The organism is Nocardiopsis sp. M1B1, assembly GCF_052466615.1.
In genome coordinates, this window is sequence record NZ_CP196194.1 from 3631730 (window position 1) to 3652410 (window position 20681).

Annotated in this window: 16 protein-coding genes; 11 read left to right on the forward strand and 5 right to left on the reverse strand. The window is 73.0% G+C overall.

Annotated features, from left to right (window positions below; all coding sequences use genetic code 11):
- Positions 1–95: 95 nt before the first annotated feature.
- Positions 96–1340 (reverse strand): MFS transporter, encoded by a 1245-nt coding sequence (locus tag ACSTA4_RS15830; protein ID WP_444959934.1) that lies wholly within the window; start codon positions 1338–1340, stop codon positions 96–98.
- A 70-nt stretch (positions 1341–1410) separates the two neighbouring features.
- On the opposite strand from ACSTA4_RS15830, the gene ACSTA4_RS15835 reads away from it, so the two are divergent.
- Both ACSTA4_RS15835 and ACSTA4_RS15840 read left to right on the forward strand, forming a co-directional pair.
- The gene (locus ACSTA4_RS15835; protein ID WP_444959935.1) at positions 1411–2406 is read left to right on the forward strand and encodes a LysR family transcriptional regulator; all 996 of its coding nucleotides are present in this window, start codon (positions 1411–1413) and stop codon (positions 2404–2406) included.
- 113 nt (positions 2407–2519) lie between these two features.
- Entirely contained in the window at positions 2520–3299 is a 780-nt protein-coding gene (locus ACSTA4_RS15840) for an SDR family oxidoreductase (protein ID WP_444959936.1), read from the forward strand.
- A 30-nt stretch (positions 3300–3329) separates the two neighbouring features.
- Here the strand turns inward: ACSTA4_RS15840 and ACSTA4_RS15845 are convergent, their stop codons facing one another.
- Together ACSTA4_RS15845 and ACSTA4_RS15850 are read right to left on the reverse strand one after the other, a co-directional pair.
- Complete coding sequence (locus tag ACSTA4_RS15845; protein ID WP_444964191.1) at positions 3330–4673, reverse strand: aldehyde dehydrogenase family protein; 1344 nt, start codon at positions 4671–4673, stop codon at positions 3330–3332.
- Positions 4674–4759: 86 nt separating this feature from the next.
- Positions 4760–6592, reverse strand: a complete 1833-nt coding sequence (locus tag ACSTA4_RS15850; RefSeq protein ID WP_444959937.1) for a serine/threonine protein kinase — start codon at positions 6590–6592, stop codon at positions 4760–4762.
- A gap of 443 nt (positions 6593–7035) precedes the next feature.
- Between ACSTA4_RS15850 and ACSTA4_RS15855 the strand changes: the two genes are divergently transcribed.
- The 5 genes from ACSTA4_RS15855 (at position 7036) to ACSTA4_RS15875 (ending at position 12618) form a co-directional block, all read left to right on the forward strand.
- Positions 7036–8289: a cytochrome P450 gene (locus tag ACSTA4_RS15855; protein WP_444959938.1), complete on the forward strand. Its 1254-nt coding sequence runs from the start codon at positions 7036–7038 to the stop codon at positions 8287–8289.
- A gap of 18 nt (positions 8290–8307) precedes the next feature.
- Positions 8308–9429 carry an endo-1,4-beta-xylanase gene (locus ACSTA4_RS15860; protein ID WP_444959939.1) on the forward strand — a complete coding sequence of 374 codons (1122 nt, stop codon included), beginning with the start codon at positions 8308–8310 and terminating at the stop codon, positions 9427–9429.
- Positions 9430–9567: 138 nt separating this feature from the next.
- Positions 9568–10491 (forward strand): aminoglycoside phosphotransferase family protein, encoded by a 924-nt coding sequence (locus ACSTA4_RS15865; RefSeq protein WP_444959940.1) that lies wholly within the window; start codon positions 9568–9570, stop codon positions 10489–10491.
- A gap of 172 nt (positions 10492–10663) precedes the next feature.
- On the forward strand, positions 10664–11629 hold the full coding sequence (locus tag ACSTA4_RS15870; protein WP_444959941.1) for an alpha/beta hydrolase: 966 nt from the start codon (positions 10664–10666) through the stop codon (positions 11627–11629).
- 20 nt (positions 11630–11649) lie between these two features.
- Positions 11650–12618 (forward strand): helix-turn-helix domain-containing protein, encoded by a 969-nt coding sequence (locus ACSTA4_RS15875; RefSeq protein ID WP_444959942.1) that lies wholly within the window; start codon positions 11650–11652, stop codon positions 12616–12618.
- Between the two features lie 96 nt (positions 12619–12714).
- Here ACSTA4_RS15875 and ACSTA4_RS15880 read toward each other — a convergent pair whose 3' ends face one another.
- Positions 12715–13416 carry a pentapeptide repeat-containing protein gene (locus ACSTA4_RS15880; RefSeq protein ID WP_444959943.1) on the reverse strand — a complete coding sequence of 234 codons (702 nt, stop codon included), beginning with the start codon at positions 13414–13416 and terminating at the stop codon, positions 12715–12717.
- A 132-nt stretch (positions 13417–13548) separates the two neighbouring features.
- Positions 13549–15111, reverse strand: a complete 1563-nt coding sequence (locus tag ACSTA4_RS15885; protein WP_444959944.1) for a PucR family transcriptional regulator — start codon at positions 15109–15111, stop codon at positions 13549–13551.
- A gap of 265 nt (positions 15112–15376) precedes the next feature.
- On the opposite strand from ACSTA4_RS15885, the gene ACSTA4_RS15890 reads away from it, so the two are divergent.
- The 4 genes from ACSTA4_RS15890 to ACSTA4_RS15905 are packed head-to-tail and all read left to right on the forward strand — an operon-like array spanning position 15377 to position 20530.
- On the forward strand, positions 15377–16246 hold the full coding sequence (locus ACSTA4_RS15890) for an FAD binding domain-containing protein (RefSeq protein ID WP_444959945.1): 870 nt from the start codon (positions 15377–15379) through the stop codon (positions 16244–16246).
- Entirely contained in the window at positions 16237–16740 is a 504-nt protein-coding gene (locus ACSTA4_RS15895) for a (2Fe-2S)-binding protein (protein ID WP_444959946.1), read from the forward strand. Before ACSTA4_RS15890 ends, ACSTA4_RS15895 begins: the two co-directional genes overlap by 10 nt.
- Positions 16737–18098, forward strand: a complete 1362-nt coding sequence (locus tag ACSTA4_RS15900) for an 8-oxoguanine deaminase (RefSeq protein WP_444959947.1) — start codon at positions 16737–16739, stop codon at positions 18096–18098. Before ACSTA4_RS15895 ends, ACSTA4_RS15900 begins: the two co-directional genes overlap by 4 nt.
- Positions 18098–20530, forward strand: coding sequence for a xanthine dehydrogenase family protein molybdopterin-binding subunit (locus ACSTA4_RS15905; protein WP_444959948.1), 2433 nt, complete (start codon positions 18098–18100; stop codon positions 20528–20530). The genes ACSTA4_RS15900 and ACSTA4_RS15905 overlap by 1 nt, the downstream gene beginning before the upstream one ends.
- Positions 20531–20681 lie beyond the last annotated feature (151 nt).

Below are 20681 nucleotides of genomic sequence, written 5' to 3' on the forward strand. Positions count from 1 at the left end.
GTGTGCTCCCTTCCCACACTCCCCCCAACGCGGCCCCGCGAACAAGCACACCACCCGCGCGGCGCCAACACACAACCCCCGGACGGCCACAGCCCCTACCGCAGACGACGCAGACGCAGACCCGCCGCGGCGGCCGCCGCGCACAACCCCAACGCGAACACCACCGACCCGCCCCAACCCACACCGTCGTAGACCAGACCGCCCACCCAGCCGAACAGACTCGACCCCAGGTAGTAGGCCAGGGTGTACACCGCCATGGCCTGGGCCCGCCCCCGCACCGCCCGGGTACCCACCCACGCCGAGGCGGTGGCGTGCGCGCAGAAGAAACCGAAGGTCATCACCACCAGGGCCGCCAGCAGACCCGGCAGGGCCGTGGCGAACATCCCGCCCAACCCGACCGCCATCAACACGGTCGCCGCGGTGAGCACCGCGTACCCGCCCCAGCGCGCGACCGCGCCCCCCGCCACCGCCGAACCCACCATCCCGGCGGTGTAGGACAAGAAGAGCAGCGAGGCCGCGGCCTGGGACAACCCGAAGGGCTCGGCCATCAGACGAAAACCCAACAGGTTGTAGACCGTCATGAAGGCACCCATGAGCAACAGGGCCTGGGTGTACAGGGCGATGAGCCCGGGCGTGGTCACCGCCGCGCGCACACGCCCGCCCATCCCGGCCCCACCCGCCCCCGGCGACGGTGACGCCTCCCCCCGCGCCGCGGCGGCGCGCGCGACGCCCGCCCGCCGGGGCAGGACCAGCGCGAACACGGCCAGCGCGACCAGGGCCAGCAGCGTGTTGGCGGCGATCCCCCACTGCCAGCCGCCCAGGTCCGCGGCCAACCCGGCCAGCAGACGCCCGCCCATCCCACCCAACGGGTTGCCCGCGATGTACAGACCCGTGGCGCGCGGAGCGTCGGCCGGGTGGATCTCCTCCGACAGGTAGGCCACGGCCGCCGCGGGCACCCCGCCCAGGGCCGCGCCCTGCAGCGCGCGCAGCACCAGCAGCGGCCACAGATCGGCAACGAAGGGAATCGCACAGCCCACCAGGGTCGCGGCCAGCAGGGAGACGCCGATGACGCGCGCGCGACCGAAACGGTCGGCCGCCCCGCTCCAGACCAGGGTGAACCCCGCCAGACCGCCGGTGGCCAGCGAGACCGCGAGCGCGGCCTGGGAGGCCGAGGCGCCGAACCCCTCGGCGATCGCGGGCAGGATCGGCTGGACCGACCACAACTGGGCGAAGGTCGCCACCGCGGCGGCCACCAACGCGATGACCGTGCGCCGGTAGGCGCCGGTGCCCGCACGGGGACGCATGTCGTGATCGGACGGTGAGGCGCTGGTCAGGGTCATACCGTCCACGCTAGAAAGACCGGTTTCATACGTCCAATGCATGCATTGGCGTTCATCCATACTGGAACGCATGGAACACCGTGAGCACGGCGAGGACCTCGACGCCGACACCCTGGCCCAGGTACTGGCGCCGCGGCTGCGGATGGTGGCCGCGGTGGCCGCCACCGAGCACATCACCCAGGCCGCCGAAGCACTGGGAACCCCCCAACCCACCCTGAGCCGGGCACTGGCCCGCACACAGCAGGAACTGGGAATGGCCCTGGTCGAACGCACCGGACGCGGCATCCGGCTGACCCGCGCCGGAAGACTGCTGCTGCCGCACGTGGAACGGGCCCTGGCGGACCTGCGCCAGGGCCTGGCGGAACTGACCGGCGCAGAGGAGGGCCGCGTGGCACTGACCTTCCTGCCCACACTGGGGGTGGAGGTGGTCCCGGCGCTGCTGCGCGGCTTTCGCGCCCAGCACCCGGGGGTGCGCTTCTCCCTGACCCAGGAACCGTGGTCGGAGTCACTGCACAGGCTCACCGCGGGCGGCGCCGACCTGGCGCTGACCTCACCGCTGCCCTCGGGCCGGGGGCTGGCGGCGGCCACGCTGCACACCCAGGTGCTGCGCCTGGTGGTACCCGAGCACCACGCGCTGGCACGGGAACACCGGGGTCCGGACACCGGGGCGGCGGACCACACCCCGGACGCGGCGGTGGCGGTGACCGCCGCGGCCCACGAGGAGTTCATCCTGCTCAAACCGGGACGGGGCGTGCGCCACCTGACCGACCGCATCGTGGAACAAGCGGGGTTCACCCCCCGGGTGGCCTTCGAGGCCGACGACATCGCCACCGCGCGCGGCCTGGTCGCGGCGGGCCTTGGGGTCTCGGTGCTCCCCGCGCGCCCCAAGGGACCGCTGAGCGGAACGGTGGAGCTGGGCATCGAGGGCGTGGACGCCCGCCGCCCCATCGGAGTGGTCTGGCCCCAACAGGGATCGGGCGGCGGCTACGAACCCCCCGCGGTGGCACTGTTCCGCGACCACGTGCGGCGGATGGGCCCGCGCGTGATCCCCGACCTGACCGGGTAAGGGCGTACCCGCCCACCGCGAACACCACCCGGCGGCGCTCCCACCCGGGCCCGCGCAGGGCCCGCGCGAAAACCCCTGGTGCGCGGTGCGAGGACTGCGCGACCATCAACCCCATGACGCACACACCGCCCTCCCACCCGCCCCGCCCCCTGGCCCTGGTCACCGGGGTCGGCCGCACCACCGGTATCGGCTCCGCCGTCGCCCTCCGCCTGGCCGCCTCGGGGTGGGACGTGGCCTTCACCCACTGGAGCGCCTACGACGCCCGCATGAGCTGGGGCGCCGAACCGGGCGCGGCCCGCACCATCCTGGACGCCCTGACCGGACACGGCGCCCGCGCCATGGCCATCGAGGCCGACCTGGCCGACACCGCCACCGCCGCACACGTCTTCGACACCGTCCAGGAGCGGTTGGGCCCGGTGAGCGCACTCGTCATGTGTCACTGCGAGTCGGTCGACTCCGGACTGCTGGAGACCACCGTGGACAGCTTCGACCGGCACTTCGCGGTCAACGCGCGCGCCACCTGGCAGCTGGCCCGCGAGTTCGGCCTGCGTTTCACCGCAGAGCACGGCACCGGACGAATCGTGGCCCTGACCAGCGACGACACCGTCGGCAACCTGCCCTACGGCGCGAGCAAGGGCGCCCTGGACCGCATCGTGCTCTCCTGCGCCCGCGAGCTGGCCCACCTGGGGGTGAGCGCCAACGTCGTCAACCCCGGCCCCGTCGACACCGGCTGGATGTCACAACAGACCAAGGCCGACTGCCTCCAGCACACCCCGCTGGGGCGCCTGGGCACACCGCGCGACACCGCGGACCTGGTGGAGTTCCTGTGCTCGCCCCGGGGCCGGTGGATCAACGGCCAACTCCTGAACAGCGACGGGGGCATCTCCGCCTGACCCGCCCCCGCCACGCGCGGACACGGGCCTCTAGAAGGGGTAGCGGGCCGGATCGGCGCGCATCGTCACCCACTGGGTCTCGGTGAACGCCTCCAGATTGGCGCGACCGCCCCCGAACCGCGAGCCCGTACCCGAGTCACCCACCCCGCCGAAGGGAGCCACCGCCTCATCGTCCACAGTCTGGTCGTTGATGTGCACGATGCCGCTGGGCACCCGGTCGGCGATCTCCAACCCCCGCACGGGGTTGCCCGTGAGCACCCCCAGAGACAGCCCGTAGGCGGTGGAGTTGGCCAACTCCACCAGTTCGCCGATCGAGGAGAAGCGCACCACCGGAGCCACGGGGCCGAACACCTCCCGGGCGTAGGCCGGGGTGTGGACCTCCACCCGGTCCAGGACGGTGGGCCGGTAGAACAGCCCCTCGTAGGTGCCGCCCGCGCGCAGCGCGGCACCCGCGTCCACACTGCCCCTGACCAGGGCGTGGACCTTGTCGCGCTGGCCCGCGTCGATCACCGGGCCCAGCATGGACTCCTCGCTCTCGGCGTCGCCCACCGTCAGCGCCTCGGCGCGCTCGGCCAGACGCTCGACGTAGGCGTCGGCGACCCCCTCGTGCACCAGGTGGCGGCCGGTGGCCATACAGATCTGCCCTTGGTGCAGGAAGGACCCCCACGCGCCGACGGAGGAGGCCGCCTCCACGTCCACGTCCTCCAGCACCACCAGCGGTGAGTTGCCGCCCAGTTCCAGGTGGACGCGCTTGAGGTGGCGCCCGGCCGCCTCACCCACCCTGCGCCCGGCCCCGGTGGAGCCGGTGAAGGAGATGACGCGCACGTGCGGGTCGGCCACCAGCGCCTCGCCCGCCGCCGCCCCGCCGGGCAGCACCTGGAACACGCCCTCGGGCACACCCGCGCGGCGCATCACCTCGGCCAGGACCGCGCCGCCGCACACGGCCGTGCGTGGGTCCGGCTTGAGGACGACCGCGTTGCCCACCGCCAGGGCCGGGGCCACCGAGCGGATGCCCAGGATCAGGGGCACGTTGAACGGCGCGATCACCCCCACCACACCGACCTGGACCTGACGCGCGAAGCTCAGCCGGGGCTTGCCGGTGCGCAGGACCTCCCCGTGGGGCCGGGAGGCCAGGGCGGCGGCCTCGAAGCACTCCTGCGCCGCCACCTTCACCTGGAAGGCCGCCATCGCGGCCGCCGCGCCGCCCTCACGGCGCAGCCAGCCCGTGATCTCCTGGGCGTGGGCCTGCACCAGGTCTCCCGCACGGCGCAGGACGGCGGCGCGTTCCTCGAAGGAGGCCGCCGCCCAGTCGCGTTGGGCGCGGGCGGCGGCCCGGACCACGGGCCCCGCCCTCGGCGCCTCATCCTGGGACAGGCCTCCCGCGCCTGTCAACAGTGCCAAACCGCGGCCAACACGCCCGCGAACCCCGCCACCACCCGAGGCCACACCCCAGCCGGGGATCAGCCCCAAAAACCGAAGCTGTACAACAGGCCGTTGGTCGCCGCGATCGCACCCAACGCCAACACCGCACCCGTGACGAACGACGTCCGCAACGACCTGACCAGGTACTCCAACGACACCAGGTTGTTCAACAGGAAGTACCCCAGCATCATCGCGTGCCAGAAGGACTCCCACCGGAACGGTTCGAACGCGTACGGCGCCCCCGTCCACACCTCGGTCTCGGTCGTGAACCACGCCCACGCCAACGCCGCCCCGTACCCCAACGGCACCTGGATCAGCGGAATGACCAACAACGGCAACAGCTTGACGAAACCCCACAACCCCGGCTGGTCGGCATGGCGCGCCTGGCTCTGGGCACGGCGCGCGGCCTCCTGCTCGGCCCGCACCCGCTCACGGTGGGCCCGCTCGGCCTCCTGACGGCGCCGGTGCTCCAACCGCTGCTCCTGCTGGTGGCGCTGCTGCTCCTCCACCCGCCTACGCTGTTCCTCCTGCTGGCGCTGCTGCTCCTGCATCCGGCGCTGGCGCTGCTCCTCCTGCTGACGCAACTGCTCCTGCTGCTGGCGGCGCGCGGCCCCGGCCGGATCACGCCGCTCGCCGTACAGGTCGGCGTAGGCGTCCTCCTGGCTGGGCCGGTCCGGCTGCCGGTGACCCGAAGCCTCCTCCCGCCCGTAGGAGGCAGCGCCCTGACCGTACTGGGCGGTCGGCGGAACCTGCTGCCCCGACGGGAAACGCGCCGTGGCCCCATACCCCTGCTGCTCACCCAGCACCGAGGTCGCACCGCCCTCGTGCCCCGGCACCGGCGGCGTGACCCGGGTGGCCGCCTCATCACCGAACACACCCGCACCAGCCGCCCCGGCCGCAGCTCCCGCCGCGCCCCCCACAGCAGCGGCACCACCCTGCCCCAACACCTCCGTGCGCTGGTGCTGACCGGTGGCACGCCCGTCCCCGGCAGCGGCCGCCAACGCCCCGTTGACCTTGGCCACCTGCTCCTGAACCCCGCGCATCACCGCCGCGGGCAACCAGGTCGGCCCCGTGGCCACATCACCCAGATAGTCCAGGATCTCCCCCGGCCCCGGACGACCCTGCGGGTCCTTGGACAAACACGCCGCCACCAGATGACGCAACGACTCGGGCACACCCGACAGATCCGGCTCACGACTGATGATGCGCATGACCATGGTGGGCATACCGCCCTCACCGAAAGGCCCCGTCCCCGCCGCCGCGTAGGCCAGCACCGCACCGTAGGCGAACAGGTCACTGGCCGGGGTCAGCGCCTCCCCCTGCACCTGCTCCGGACTCATGAACCCCGGCGTACCGATCACCGACTGCGTGGCCGCCGTACCGTCGGTGGCACGGGCGATACCGAAATCGATCACCCGCGGCCCGTCCTCGGCCAACAGCACGTTGCCGGGCTTGAGGTCACGGTGGATCAACCCCACCCGGTGGATGTCGGCCAACGCCTCGGCCAGACCCGCCGCGAGCACCCGCACACTCGCCTCCGGCAGCGGCCCGTGATCGTGCACCGCCGTGTCCAACGGCAACGAGGGCACGTACGAGGTGACCAGCCAGGGCACCTCGTCATCGGGACCCGCGTCGATCACCGGCGCGGTGAACGCACCGCTCACCTGACGGGCCGCGTTGACCTCACGGGCGAAACGCTCCCGGAAGGAGGCGTCGGCGGCCATGTGCGGATGGATGCGCTTGACCGCCACCGCACGCCCCCCGGCCGAACGGCCGAAGAACACCTGGCCCATGCCGCCAGAGCCCAAGCGGCCGATCAGCCGGTACCGGCCGATACGTTCCGGGTCACTGGGATCGAGCCTAAGGGACACTACAGCCTCCACACACGACGTTCCGCCACCCCCGGGTGCCAGAGGATGACCACCGCCTCCCCCGGTGCCCGAGCACCCGCCGGAAAGACGCCTGCCCCCAACCTATCGGCGGGCGCACACCCCAGCCTCCCCCGCAAACCCCGGCGTGTGCACCCCCACGGGCCCCATGTCCCTCGACACGGCCCCCACCCGCACCCGCGACACCCCCGGGCTCACCCCACCCCGACCCACCACACCGACCACCCCACACCCACACAACCCCCCACAACCCCAACCACCTGCGACAACCCCACCACCACACCCCACCCGCCAACGCCGCACCCCAACGACGAACCACACCGCAAAGTTCCCCCCTGACCGCACACGGCCAAGTCACCAACCCGCATGACCAGGCACCCCCCACCCGCCTAGGGTCGAAAAAGCACGCGACAGGAGGACACACCATGCACATCCCCGACACCCTGCGCATCGACGCCCGCCTGCGCCTGGCCAACGCCGCCTTCTGGACCGCCGCACAGACCGGAGACCACCCCAGCAGACTCCTGCACCACCCCTGGCGCGGCAACCCCTACCCCACCTACCAACGCCTGCGCGACCAAGGCCACTTCGCCACCAGCAAACTCGGCTTCCGCACCGCCAACACCTACCAAGCCGTCAGCGCCCTCCTACGCGGACGCGAGTTCGGCGTCCAACCCCCCGACGGCACCGCCCCCCTCCAACAGTTCAACATCATGGACCTGTCCTTCCTCATGAAGGACCCACCCGAACACACCCGCCTGCGCCAACTCGCCCGCCCCGCCTTCAGCCCCCGCCGCATGGGCGAGTACGAAACCCAGATCACCAAGACCACCCACGAACTCCTGGACAGGGCCGCCGCCAAAGGCCGCTTCGACCTCATGCGCGACTTCGCCCAACCCCTGCCCATCGCCGTCATCAGCCGCCTGCTCGGCGTCCCCGCCGACCAGGACGCCGAATTCGTCCGCATCGGCCACGCCCTGGGCAGCGCCCTGGACGGCGCCCGCTCGGCGAGTCACCTGCGCCGCATCCACCAGGCCACGGCACAATTGGACCTGCTGTTCACCCGGCTCATGCGACAGCGCCGCGCCGACCCCCGCGACGACGTGGTCTCCACCCTGGTCACCCAGGTCGACGACGGCCACCTCACCGCGACCGAACTCAGCACCATGTGCCGCCTGCTGCTCGTCGCCGGATTCGAGACCACCGTGAACCTGATCGGGAACGGGGTGATGGCCCTGCTGCGCCACCGCCACCAGTGGGAACGCCTCGTCGCCGACCCCGACCTGGCCCCGGGCGCCGTGGAGGAGACCCTGCGCTTCGACTCACCCGTCCAGATGACCAGCCGCTGGGTCCACACCGACACCACCGTCCAACACCAACCCCTGCGCCGCGGCAGCTACGCCATGTGCCTCATCGGCTCCGCCAACCGCGACCCCGCACGCTTCACCGACCCCGACCGCTTCGACATCACCCGCCCCGACGCCGCCGACCACCTCTCCTTCTCCAGCGGCGTCCACTACTGCCTGGGCGCACCCCTGGCCCGCCTCGAAGGCCGCATCGCCCTACGCGCCCTCGCCGAACGCCTCCCCCACCTACGACCCACCGCCACACCCACCCGCCGACCCACCACCGTCGTACGCTCCCTGTCCGCCTTCCCCGTCACCACGGGCACCCGATAGAAGGCGAGAACCGACCAGATGCGCAGCACGGCCTCCTCCCCATGGCGCTCGCTCACCCGCGGACGCGGAGCCCTGCTGACCGCCGCCGCCCTGTGCACGGTCATCTTCCTGGTCACCGCGGTCCTGACCCTCACCCTGCCCGCACAACCAGAACCCTCCGGCCCCGGCCAACTCCCCCGACTCGCCCACCAGAGCGACATCGACCTCGGCGTCGCCGTGGCCGTCAACCCCCTCGTCCACGACAACGAGTACCGCTCCGTGGTCACCGAGCACTACACCTCCCTGACCGCCGAGAACACCATGAAATGGGAGTACGTCCAACCCCAACGCCACACCTTCGACTGGAGCGGCCCCGACACCGTCGTCGACTTCGCCGAACGCAACAACCTCACCGTCCACGGCCACACCCTGCTCTGGCACAACCAACAACCCGCCTGGCTCGCACAAGGCACCTGGACCCCCGACGAACTACGCCAGGTCATCCGCGAACACATGCAGGCACTCATGGGCCGCTACCAAGGACGCGTCACCTCCTGGGACATCATCAACGAACCCTTCGAGGACAGCGGCCCCCGCCTACGCGACAACCTCTGGCACCAGGTCCTGGGCGAGGACTACATCGCCGAGGCCCTCACCATGGCCCACGAGATCGACCCCCAGGCCCGCCTCTACATCAACGAATTCGGCATCGAGGGCGGCGGCCCCAAGACCGACGCCCTCTACGAACTCGTCACCACCCTGCTCGACCGCGGCGTCCCCCTGCACGGCATCGGCTTCCAGAGCCACTTCATCCACGGCCACGTCCCCGACGACCTCACCCGACAACTACGCCGCTTCACCGACCTGGGACTGGAGGTCAGCATCAGCGAACTGGACGTACGCATCCCCGAACCCGTCCCCAACGGCGCCCTCCAGGACCAGGCCCGCGAATACGCACAGGTCGTCCAGGCCTGCCTGGACGTACCCCGCTGCGTACGCGTGTCCGTCTGGGGAGTCAGCGACCAGCACTCCTGGATCCCCGAATGGTTCCCCGGCTACACCGCCGCACTGCCCTTCGACGACTCCTACACACCCAAACCCGCACTCAACGCCATGGTCCAAACCCTCTCCCGCCGACACCCACGCCCCCCGACGCACTGAGCACACACCCCACCCGCCCACCCGCTACCCTCGAACCCCACAACGAACAACGAACGAGGTGTTCGGTATGCGCTAGACCCGCGGTCCCCCAACGCTCCTTCGTCACCAGCCGAACCACAACGACGAAGGACACACCACATGCACGACCACACTCCCCCCATCCGCGTCCCCGACGCCCTGGCACCCCTGCTGGACCGCTTCTTCGGACCCCAGTGGACCCGAGCACTGCCCGAACTCACCCGGCGCCAGCTCAAACGATGGGACCTCCAACCCGTGGGCGCGCCCATGCACGGCATGGTCGCCCTCGTCGTCCCCGTACGACTCCCCCACGGCGACTCCGCCATGCTCAAGATCCAACCCGTGGACGAGGAGAGCCGCGGCGAACCCGACGCCCTACGCACCTGGAACGGCGACGGCGCCGTACGCCTCCTCCGACACGACCCCGACACCGGCGCCATGCTCCTCGAACCCCTCGACCCCGCACGCACACTCGACACCGTCCCCATCGACCAGGCCCTCACCACCATCGGCACCCTCCTGGCCCGCCTCACCGCCCACCCGGCACCACAGGGCATGCGCACCCTCCAGGAGGCCACACACACCATGGCCGCCCAAGCCCGACACCTGGCACCACGCCTGCGCACCGCACACGAACGCCACCGCATGAACGCACTCGCCGCCCACGCCCGCGAGATGGCACCCCAAGCCGGAGACCGCCTCCTGCACTGGGACCTGCACTTCCAGAACGTGCTCGCCCCCCTGCCCGGCACCGACCGCGAACCCTGGCTCGCCATCGACCCCAAACCCCTCGCCGGAGACCCCGGCTTCGACCTCTTCCCCACCCTGCACAACCGCTGGGACGAAGCCCTCGCCACCGGCGACCCCCGAAAGGAGACCCGCCGCCGCCTGGACCTGGTCTCCGAGGCCACCCACATCCCCCGCGACCGCGCACGCGCCTGGACCCTCGTCCGCGTCCTCCAGGAATGCGTCTGGGCCGTCGAGGACGGCGAACCCGCCCTGCCCCGCGTACCGGTGACCATCGCCGAAGCCCTGGGCGCGTAACCACCACCGCCCCCGGCCCACCCCACACCCCGGGACGGCCGGGGGCGGACCCAAGACCCCACCAGAGCACACCCCGCCGCGCGGCGGCACACACCCGCCACACGGCACTGCCCCGCACCCACACCCGCCCCCGACAATGGTGACGCACCACACACCACCAACGGAGGCACCCGTGACCACACCACCCCGCCCCGCACTCGACCCCGAACTCGCCGCCGCCCTCACCCTCCTCGGCGACGAGATCACCCCCTCCATCACCCCCGACATGATCCCCGCCCTACGCCGACGACGAGCCCGCCTCCTGCCCACCGACACCACCCTCCACCCCGCCTACACCGAAACCCCACACCACGCCCCCAGCCACGACCACACCCCCATCCCCCTCATCCACTGGCACCCCACCCACACCACCACCCCCGTCGGCGCCCTCTACTGGATCCACGGAGGCGGCATGATCATGGGCACCCACCGCGGCCCCGAGATCCCCGGCCTCCTCGAAACCGCCCACGAACTCGACCTCGCCCTCATCTCGGTCGACTACCGCCTCGCCCCCGAACACCCCCACCCCACCCCCGTCGAGGACTGCTACGCGGGCCTGACCTGGATCACCGACAACGCCACCGACCTCGGCCTGGACCCCACCCGCATCGTCATCGGCGGAGGCAGCGCGGGCGGCGGACTCGCCGCCGCCACCACCCTCCTCGCCCGCGACCGCGGCGGCCCCGCCCTCCAGGGACAACTGCTCCTGTGCCCCATGCTCGACGACCGCAACGACACCGCCTCCTCCCACCAGATGGCCGGAACCGGCGTATGGGACCGCACCTCCAACGCCACCGGCTGGACCGCCCTGATCGGCCCCCACGCCGGCGGCCCCGACGTCTCCCCCTACGCCGCACCCGCCCGCGCCCAGGACCTGTCCGGCCTGCCCCCCGCCTTCCTGGACGTGGGCTCCGCCGAGACCTTCCGCGACGAGGTCGTCGACTACGCCTCCCGCATCTGGCAGGCGGGCGGATCAGCCGAACTGCACGTGTGGCCCGGCGGCTTCCACGGCTTCGACGGCATCGCCCCCCACGCCGCCCTCAGCCGCAGCGCCCACGCCCAACGCCTGCCCTGGCTGCGCCGGATCACCGGGGCCTGAACCCGGGACACCATGAAGGCATGAGAGAGCTCCTGGGCAGGATCTCCGCACTGGACCCCGAAGCGGGCGCCGCCGTCAAGGTGATCGCCTACTTCGACGAACTCACCGGAGCCGGAATCGAACCCGTCATCCGCGGCGCCGCCGTCCTGACCGGCGTCCCCGCCGGGTTCACCCACCCCGGACGCGGCCCCGCACTGAGGGCCGACCCCGCCGGACAGGTCAGGCGCACCGCCGCCGACCCCGACCCCTCCTGGTGCTCGACCCGGGTCGGCGACGGCGTGCTGTGGCTGGAACGCGCCACCACCGCCCCCGGCCCGGTGGAGGCGATGGTCCTCGAACGCGCGGCCGCCGCCCTGCGCACCCGGCTCGAACCCGCCCCGCCCCCGGCGGGCGGACGCACAGCGCTGGCCCGGGCCCTGGTCGACGCCGACCTGTCCGAGGAGCAGCGCGTCCTGGCCGCCCGCCGGTACGGGCTCGCCCCGGGGTCCCGGGCCCGTGCGGTGGCCGACCACGGCGGCGGCGTGCGCGTCCTGGCCCCCGACGACCCCCCGGGCGCGCGGCGGGCGGGGGTAGGACCGGCCGTGGAGGCGCTGGCCCTGCCCTCCTCCTGGCACGACGCCCGCCGGGCGCTGCGCTTCACCGCCCGGGGCACCGGCGCCGACCCGGGCCCGCGCGTGGTGTTCGCCGAGGAGCTGGGCGGGCTGCTGCTCCTGGCCGACACCGTGCGGCCCGGCGGCGAACCGGTGCCGGACGTCGCGGCACTGGAACGAGTGGCACGCGAGGCCCCGCCGCTGCTGGCGGCCCTGGACGCGGTGGCCTCCTCCCCCAGCCTGCGGGCGGCGGCCCGGGCGCAGGGCCAGCACCACTCCACCCTCCAGGAGAGCGTGGGGCGGGCCGAACGCCTGCTGGGCTGGCCCGTGCACGAGGTGTCGGGGCGGCTGCGCCTCCAGGTGGCGCTGGCCCTGCGCAGGTTGTACTGCAATCTTTGATTGTCGTTCTTGTTTTTCTCCCCCTTGGGAGAAGATTGTTAAGAACAGACACCTTTACGACGTAGATTCAAATAAGTGGACCCGAGTGGAGGACGTCTACTCCACGACGGTGATGCCCAGGGCGGCCAGGATGGCGCCCGCCTGCACCGGGCTGATGTTGGCGCCCCGCAGGTACCCGGCCTGCTCCAGGGTGGGCTCCCCCAGATCGGCGCCGCGCAGGTCGGCCCCCGCCAGCCTCACGTTGACCAGGTTGGCGCCCCGCAGCCGCGAGTCCGTCCACACCGTCTCGCGCAGGTCCGCGCTGGCCAGGTCGGCCTCGTCCATGCGCAGCCCCTCCAGGGTCTGCCCGCGCAGCACCAGGCCCTTGCAGCGGGCCAGCATGAGGTTGCAGTGCGCGAAGGTGTAGCCGATCCCCCGCAGCGAGTTCAGCGCGGCCCCGGTCATCCGGCAGCCGGTGAAGGCGGTGTCGGTGAGCAGGGCGCCCTGCCAGCGGGTGTTGGCCAGGTCCACCCGCTCGAACCTGGTCTCGGTGCACTCGGCGTGCGAGAACACCGCCCCCGAGGCGCTGCCGCCGGTGAACACCGCGCCCTCCAGGACGGCCCGCTCCAGGCGGGCCCCGTCCAGGCGGCAGTCGCGGAAGACGGCGTCGACCAGGTCGGCGTCGCGCAGGTCCGCCTCGGTCAGGTCGCAGCGGGTGAACACGCGCGGCGCGTCCAGGGGCCGGGACAGCTGGTCGCGCAGGTCGGCGCCGTTCAGATCGGCGTCGGTGGTCTCGGGGAGAAGGAGGTCGGTACTCATCGCCAGCACCCTAGCGGTGACCAGCGACACGCGTGCTCCGGCGCGCCCGTCCCACGACGCGAGCTGCCCGGCGCGACCGCTCCCCCGCCCCGCGGCCCCTCTCCCCCACCCGCGGCCCCTCCCCCGGCCGGGTCAGTCCCGGAGCTTGAGCGCCAGGAACAGGTCCACCCGGTGCTCCAGGCTGCTCAGGTCCCGCCCGGTCAGCTCCTCCACACGGCCGATCCGGTACCGCAGCGTGTTGACGTGCACGTGCATCGTGGCGGCGCAGCGCTGCCAGGACCCCGAGTGGGCCAGGAACTGCTCCAGAGTCCGTACCAGCTCCGAGCGGTGGTCGCGGTCGTATGCCAGCAGCGGGCCCAGCAGCCGCTCGCGGTAGGAGGACTGCACCTCTTCCGGGACCGAGGCCAGCAGCAGTTCGTGGGAGTCGATCTCGGCCCCGGCGATCACCCGGGACCGGCCGCCGCGCAGTTCGGCCAGGCGGCGGGCGTGGCGGGCCTCCACGGCGGCGCCGCGCAGGTCGGGCACGCCCCGCACGGCCGAGCTGAGGCCGATGGCCAGCCGGTGGTCGAGCAGGCCGCCCTCCAGGACGCGGGCGCGGTGCAGCAGCGCGGCGCGGACCTCCTCGGCGCGGGCGCGGATGTCGGTCCCGGCCACCGGGACGACGGCCAGGGCGTCCTCGTCGCCGGTGACGACGGCGCCGGGGCGGTCGGCGACCAGTTCGGAGAGCACGCGCCGGGCCAGGTCGGGCACGCGGGGCTCGGGCAGCATGACGGCGCTGACCACGACGTGGCTGCCCTGGCCGCCGGTCGGGTCGGTGCCGCGCAGGAGTTCGGTGACCTCGTCGAAGCGCTGGGCGGCCAGCAGCCGGGGCAGCCCCTCCAGGTGGCGGGCGTCGGTCAGGGCGCGCTCCTCGGCGCGGCTGCGGGCGAGCCCGGCGATGGAGACGAGTTCGGCCACCGACTCGTGCTCCTCCTCGGTCCAGGAGGCGTGGTCGCCCTCGCAGACCACCAGCCAGGCGGCCAGGGGGTGGGACTCGCGGGCCTGGACGGGCAGGAGCGTGAGGGCGCGGTCCTCCCGCTGGGGGGTGCGGACGGTGTGCGGCAGGGTGGGGCCGGTCAGGGCGCGGGCGGCGATCCACTCGCGCTCGTCCTCGGGCAGGGGCCCGCCGGAGGCGGCGATGTGGCGACCGGTGCAGGACAGGACCCAGGCGGCCCGCCCGGTCTGCGCGGCGGCCTCGGCGAAGGCCCGGGGGAAGTCGGCCCCGGCGGCGACGTCGGCCATGATGCGGCGGTGGCGGTCGCGGGTCTCGGCGATAGTGGTGAAGCGGTGCTGGGTCAGGGAGCGCAGCACCTCCTCGGTGACCGCGCCGAAGGAGGTCTCCGGGGGCACCTCCACCAGGGGCAGGTCGTGCTCGCGGCAGGCCTCGACCAGGTCGGCGGGGACCTCGCCCAGGGCGGTCCCGGCGCCGACGGCGACCGCCCCGGCCCCCGCGACGGAGGCCACGAAGGTGCGCGAGTCCTCGGGGCGGGTGCGCCACATCATCCCGGTGAGGACGAACTCGCCGCCGCGCAGGTAGCGGGCGGGTTCGAGCAGGTCGGTGGTGTAGGCCCACCGCAGGGTGCGGTGCGCGTGCTCGGCCCCCGACAGGAATCTCAGGTGCAGCCGTGTGACCGCGAGCAGCTCGCTGATCCGCATGAACGTCCCTCTGTCGCTCGTGTGGGCGGCGGGCGCCCCGGGTGGTGAGGCGGTGGATGTTACTCCGGTGACGCCACTTGTAGGAAACGCCCAACGATAACCGTTCGTTCCGCGGACACTTCATGTCATCACTTGCTGGTAGTGACCGCGCTCCCAGTGGTGTACTTCACAGCATCGGCGAGACCCACCAGGGAAGACGCGACCGACAGACCGCGCCGGGCCGCGAGCGAGCGGCGGCACGACCATGGCGACAAGAGGACCGAGCATGGAGTTCCTGAGCCCCTCCACACTGGAGGAGGCCCTTGAGGCGAAGAGCGCCCTGCCCGAGGCGGTGCCCATCATGGGCGGCACCGACGTGATGGTGGAGCTCAACTTCGACAAGAGGCGGCCGCCCGCCCTGATCGACCTGACCCGGATCCCGGAACTGGCCGAGTTCGGACCAGACGGGGGGCACACCCGCCTGGGCGCGGGCGTGCCCTACACCAAGGTGATCGAGCACCTGTCGGAGCGGGCTCCGGCCCTGGCCAGGGCCTCGCGCTCGGTGGCCTCCCCGCAGATCCGCAACCGCGGCACCGTGGGCGGCAACCTGGGCGGCGCCTCGCCGGCCGGGGAGTCCCACCCGCCCCTGCTGGCCACCGACGCGGTCATCGAGCTGGCGTCGGTGCGGGGCAGGCGCCGGGTGCCCGCCCGCGAGTTCTACCTGTCGCTGCGCACCACCGCGCGGCAGGCCGACGAACTGATCACGGCGGTGCTGCTGCCCGAGCCGACCGGCCCCCAGCAGTTCGCCAAGATCGGCACGCGCAACGCGATGGTCATCGCGGTGACCTCCTTCTCCCTGGCCCTGGACACCGAGCGCCGGGTGGTGGGGACGGGCGTGGGCTCGGCCGGCCCCACGCCGCTGCGCGCGGAGGCCGCCGAGAAGTTCCTGGCGGCGGAGTTCGACTGGGAGGACGGCCGCCCGCTCGCGGAGCCGGTCGTGCGCGAGTTCGGCGCACTGGTGGCCGCGGCCGCCCGCCCCATCGACGACCAGCGGGGCAGCGCCGAGTACCGCAAGCACGCGCTGTCGGTGATGGCGCGCCGCGCACTGAGCTGGTCGGTCACCGACTACCGGAAGGGAGCCACGCGATGCGCGTGAGTTTCAGGGTCAACGGCGAGGACGTCACCGCCGACGACGTGTGGGCGGGCGAGAGCCTGCTGTACGTGCTGCGCGAGCGGCTGGGGCTGCCGGGCAGCAAGAACGCCTGCGAGCAGGGCGAGTGCGGTTCGTGCACGGTCTACTTCGACGGGGTGACGGCGTGTTCGTGCATGATCGCCGCCGGGCAGGCGCAGGGGCGCGAGGTGCGCACCGTGGAGGGCCTGTCCGGGGGCGAGGGGGCCGAGCGCGAACTGGGCACGGTGCAGGACGCCTTCGTGGAGGCGGGCGCGGTGCAGTGCGGGTTCTGCACGCCGGGCCTGCTGGTGCAGACCGACGACCTGCTGGAGCGCACGGTGGGCGCGGGGCTGCCCGCGCCGGAGGACGCCGAGATCCGTGAGGCGCTGGCGGGCAACCTGTGCCGGTGCACCGGGTACGAGAAGATCCTCGACGCGGTGCGCCTGGCCGCCTCGCGGCGGGTCGGGGGCAGTTCGTGAGCGCGGCGGAGGGCTTCGTCATCGAGGGCGCCCACGTGGTGACCGTGGACGGCGCGGAGTACGCCGACGGCCACGTGGTGGTGCGCGCGGGCCGTATCTCGGCGGTGGGCGCGGGACCGGCCCCCGGGGCCGAGGGGCTTGAGCGCGTGGACGGGCGCGGGTGCCTGGTCACGCCGGGCCTGGTCAACACGCACAACCACCTCTACCAGTGGGCGACGCAGGGGTTGTTCGCCGACGGCACGCTCTTCGAGTGGCTGGTGGGCTCCTACGAGATCTGGGGCCGCCTGGACGCCGACGTGGTGTCGGGGACGACCTCAGCCGGGCTGGCCCACCTGGCGCTGTCGGGGTGCACGACCGCCTCCGACCACCACTACGTCCACCCCTCGGGCCGCGGCGACATCGTGGCCGCCGAGGTGGAGGCCGCCCGCGAGGTGGGCGTGCGCCTGGACCTGGCCCGCGGGTCGATGGACCGGGGGCAGAGCCAGGGCGGGCTGCCGCCGGACGCCGTGGTGGAGTCGCTGGAGCAGGCCCTGGCGGGCACCGCCGAGGCCGTCGACGCCTACCACGACACCGCGCCCGACGCGATGACGCGGGTGGCGGTGGCCCCGTGCTCGCCGTTCTCGGTCTCGCGTGCGCTGATGGTGGAGAGCGCGGAGCTGGCCCGGGACCGGGGGGTGCGGCTGCACACCCACCTGGCCGAGACGCTCGACGAGGAGCAGCAGTGCCTGGAGGAGTTCGGGTGCACCCCCGTGGAGTACGCCGAGAAGCTCGGCTGGCTGGGCCCGGACGTGTGGTTCGCGCACGCCGTGCACCTGTCGGACGCGGCGATCAAGCGGATCGCGTCCACGGGCACCGGGGTGGCGCACTGCCCCACCTCCAACGCCCGTCTGGGCGCGGGGATCTGCCGGGTCCCCGAACTGTTGGAGGCGGGCGTGCCGGTGGGCCTGGGCGTGGACGGCCCGGCCTCCAGCGAGCTGACGCCGCTGGCCGGTGAGATGCACCAGGCGCTGTTGATGGCCCGCGCCCGCAGGGGCCCCACGGCGCTCAGCGCCCGCCAGGCGCTGGAGATGGCCACCCTGGGCGGCGCCCGGGTGCTGGGCCGCGACGCCGAACTGGGCTCCCTGGCGGTGGGCAAACTGGCCGACATCGCCCTGTGGCGGGTGGACGGGTTCGGCTACGACGTGATCGGGGACCCGGTGGTGGCGGCCGTCTTCGGCCCCACTCCGCCCCTGGAGCGGCTCTGGGTCGGCGGGAACACCGTCGTCGACCGCGGTGAGCTGCGCACCCTGTCCGCCGAGACCGCCGCCGCGCGCGGCCGTGCGGCGCACCGCGCCCTGACACAGGAGGTGAGCCGCTGATGGCGGCGACGACCCGTACCGTGACGGACCTGAGCAGCACGACCAGGGACGGGGTGGGCTCCAGCCCGCGCCGCCCCGACGGAACCCTGAAGGTCACCGGCGAGTTCGCCTACTCCTCGGACATGTGGATGGAGGACATGCTGTGGGGGGCGACCCTGCGCAGCCCCCACCCGCACGCCGAGATCCGCGGCATCGACGTCACCGAGGCGCTGAAGGTGCCCGGGGTGCACGCGGTGCTCACCCACGAGGACGTGCCCGGGAACAAGCGCTACGGGCTGGAGTACCAGGACCAGCCGGTGCTGGCCTTCGGCAAGGTGCGCTACAAGGGCGAGGCGGTGGCGATCGTGGCCGCCGACCACCCCGAGACCGCCCGGCGGGCGATGGAGCGCGTCCGCGTGGACTACGCGGTGCTGGAGCCGATCAGCGATTCCAGGCGGGCCGCGCTGGACCCCGACTGCCCGCCGGTGCACGAGCCGGGCACGGTCCCCGACCACCCCGAGTACAACCCGCGCGGCAACCGGCTGCGCTACCAGCCGGTGCGCACGGGCGCGTTCGCCGAGGTGGCGGGCTCGGCCGAACGCGAGGGCGAGGTTTTGGAGCGGCTGCGCGCCGAGGCCCACGCAGTGGTGTCCTCCGAGTACGAGGTCGGCATGCAGGACCAGGCCTTCCTGGGCCCGGAGTCGGGCATGGCCGTCCCGGCCGAGGACGGCGGGGTGGATTTGTACGTGGCCACGCAGTGGCTGCACGTGGACCAGCGCCAGATCGCCCCGGCGCTGGGGCTGCCCGAGGACAAGGTGCGGCTGACCCTGGCCGGGGTGGGCGGGGCCTTCGGCGCCCGCGAGGACCTGTCGATGCAGATCCACGCGGCCCTGCTGGCGCTGCGCACGGGCAGGCCGGTCAAGTTCGTGTACAACCGCGAGGAGTCCTTCTACGGGCACGTGCACCGGCACCCGGCCAGAATGCGCTACGAGCACGGGGCGCGCGCGGACGGCACGCTGCTCTACGCCACGGCGGAGATCATCGTGGACGGCGGCGCGTACGCGTCGGCGACCCCCGCGGTGGTGGGCGTGGCCTCCTCCCTGGGCATCGGCCCCTACGAGGTGGAGAACGTGCTGGTGGACGCCTACGGGGTGTACACCAACAACCCGCCGTGCGGCGCGATGCGCGGGTTCGGCGCGGTGCAGGCCTGCTTCGCCTACGAGTCGCAGATGGACCGGCTCGCCGAGGAGCTGGGCATGCACCCGGTGGACCTGCGGATCAGGAACGCCATGTCGCAGGGCTCGCGGATCATCACGGGCCAGGAGATCGACATGCCGCTGCCGATGGCGGAGATGCTGGAGCGCTGCCGCGCCCTGCCGATGCCGCCCGAGCGCGACGCGCTGGCCGACCCCGCCGACCAGCGCACCCTGCCGGGCGGGGTGGCGGGCACCACGCGCGGCGAGGGCGTGGTGCGCGGTGTGGGCTACGGCCTGGGGCTGAAGAACCTGTGCTTCTCGGAGGGGTTCGACGACTACTCCACCGCGCGGGTGCGGTTGGAGGTCGTGGGCGGTGAGCCGGTGGTGTTGGTGCACACGGCGGCGGCCGAGGTCGGCCAGGGCCTGGTGACGGTCAAGGGGCAGATCGCCCGGACCGAGCTGGGCGTGGAGAAGGTGGTCATCGCCCCCGCCGACACCCAGGTCGGCTCGGCGGGCTCCTCCTCGGCCTCGCGGCAGTCGTACATGACCGGCGGCGCGGTGATGACCGCGTGCGCGTCGGTGCGCGCCGAGGTGTTCGCGCTGGCCCGCGAGCGCGGGATCGTGCCCAAGGCGCTGCCCGACACCGACCTGTCCCTGGACGGGGGCAAGCTGGTGTCGGCCACGGTCGGCGCCCTGGTGTCCCTGGCGGACCTGCTGGGGGAGTCGGCGCGCGGCGGCACGGTGGTCGAGCACACCCGCGAGTACCACCACCGGCCCACCGAGATGCTCGACCCCAAGCTGGGCCAGGGCTCCTCGCACAACCAGTTCGGGATGTGCGTGCACCGGGCCGTGGTGGACGTGGACGTGGAGCTGGGCCTGGTGAAGGTGGTCGCCCTCGACGCGGTGCAGGACGTGGGCCGGGTGCTGCACCCCCAGCAGCTGGCCGGGCAGATCCAGGGCGGCTCCACGCAGGGTCTGGGCCTGGCACTGATGGAGGAGGTGCAGGTCAGGGACGGGAAGATCCTCAACCCCTCGTTCACCGACTACCTCATCCCCACCATCCTGGACACACCGCCGATGCGCATCGACGTGCTGGAGCGCCCCGACCCGCACGCGCCCTACGGGCTGCGCGGCGCCGGTGAGCCGCCGACGCTGTCCTCGACCCCGGCCGTCGTGGCCGCGGTGCGCGCGGCCACCGGCAGGGCCCTGACCCACGCTCCGGTGCGTCCGGAGGACATCGTGGGCATCGACCTGTAGCCGCGACCGGCGGCGCGGTCCCCCCGCCGCGCCGCCCCCATGAACCGCCCGCCCCGGCCTCGTCGGCGCCCCGACACCGGGGCGGGTGCCCAACGGCAGGACAGCGCCGTCCTGCGCACACCCTCAACCGAACACCCAGAGTTACAAACCC

Bases quoted from the DNA above. Each gene is read 5' to 3' on its own strand.
- ACSTA4_RS15830 (WP_444959934.1), bottom strand. From the start codon at position 1,340: ATGACCCTGACCAGCGCCTCACCGTCCGATCACGACATGCGTCCCCGT.
- ACSTA4_RS15835 (WP_444959935.1), top strand. From the start codon at position 1,411: ATGGAACACCGTGAGCACGGCGAGGACCTCGACGCCGACACCCTGGCC.
- ACSTA4_RS15895 (WP_444959946.1), top strand. From the start codon at position 16,237: ATGCGCGTGAGTTTCAGGGTCAACGGCGAGGACGTCACCGCCGACGAC.
- ACSTA4_RS15880 (WP_444959943.1), bottom strand. From the start codon at position 13,416: ATGAGTACCGACCTCCTTCTCCCCGAGACCACCGACGCCGATCTGAAC.
- ACSTA4_RS15885 (WP_444959944.1), bottom strand. From the start codon at position 15,111: ATGCGGATCAGCGAGCTGCTCGCGGTCACACGGCTGCACCTGAGATTC.
- ACSTA4_RS15875 (WP_444959942.1), top strand. From the start codon at position 11,650: ATGAGAGAGCTCCTGGGCAGGATCTCCGCACTGGACCCCGAAGCGGGC.
- ACSTA4_RS15860 (WP_444959939.1), top strand. From the start codon at position 8,308: ATGCGCAGCACGGCCTCCTCCCCATGGCGCTCGCTCACCCGCGGACGC.
- ACSTA4_RS15865 (WP_444959940.1), top strand. From the start codon at position 9,568: ATGCACGACCACACTCCCCCCATCCGCGTCCCCGACGCCCTGGCACCC.
- ACSTA4_RS15840 (WP_444959936.1), top strand. From the start codon at position 2,520: ATGACGCACACACCGCCCTCCCACCCGCCCCGCCCCCTGGCCCTGGTC.
- ACSTA4_RS15855 (WP_444959938.1), top strand. From the start codon at position 7,036: ATGCACATCCCCGACACCCTGCGCATCGACGCCCGCCTGCGCCTGGCC.
- ACSTA4_RS15890 (WP_444959945.1), top strand. From the start codon at position 15,377: ATGGAGTTCCTGAGCCCCTCCACACTGGAGGAGGCCCTTGAGGCGAAG.
- ACSTA4_RS15905 (WP_444959948.1), top strand. From the start codon at position 18,098: ATGGCGGCGACGACCCGTACCGTGACGGACCTGAGCAGCACGACCAGG.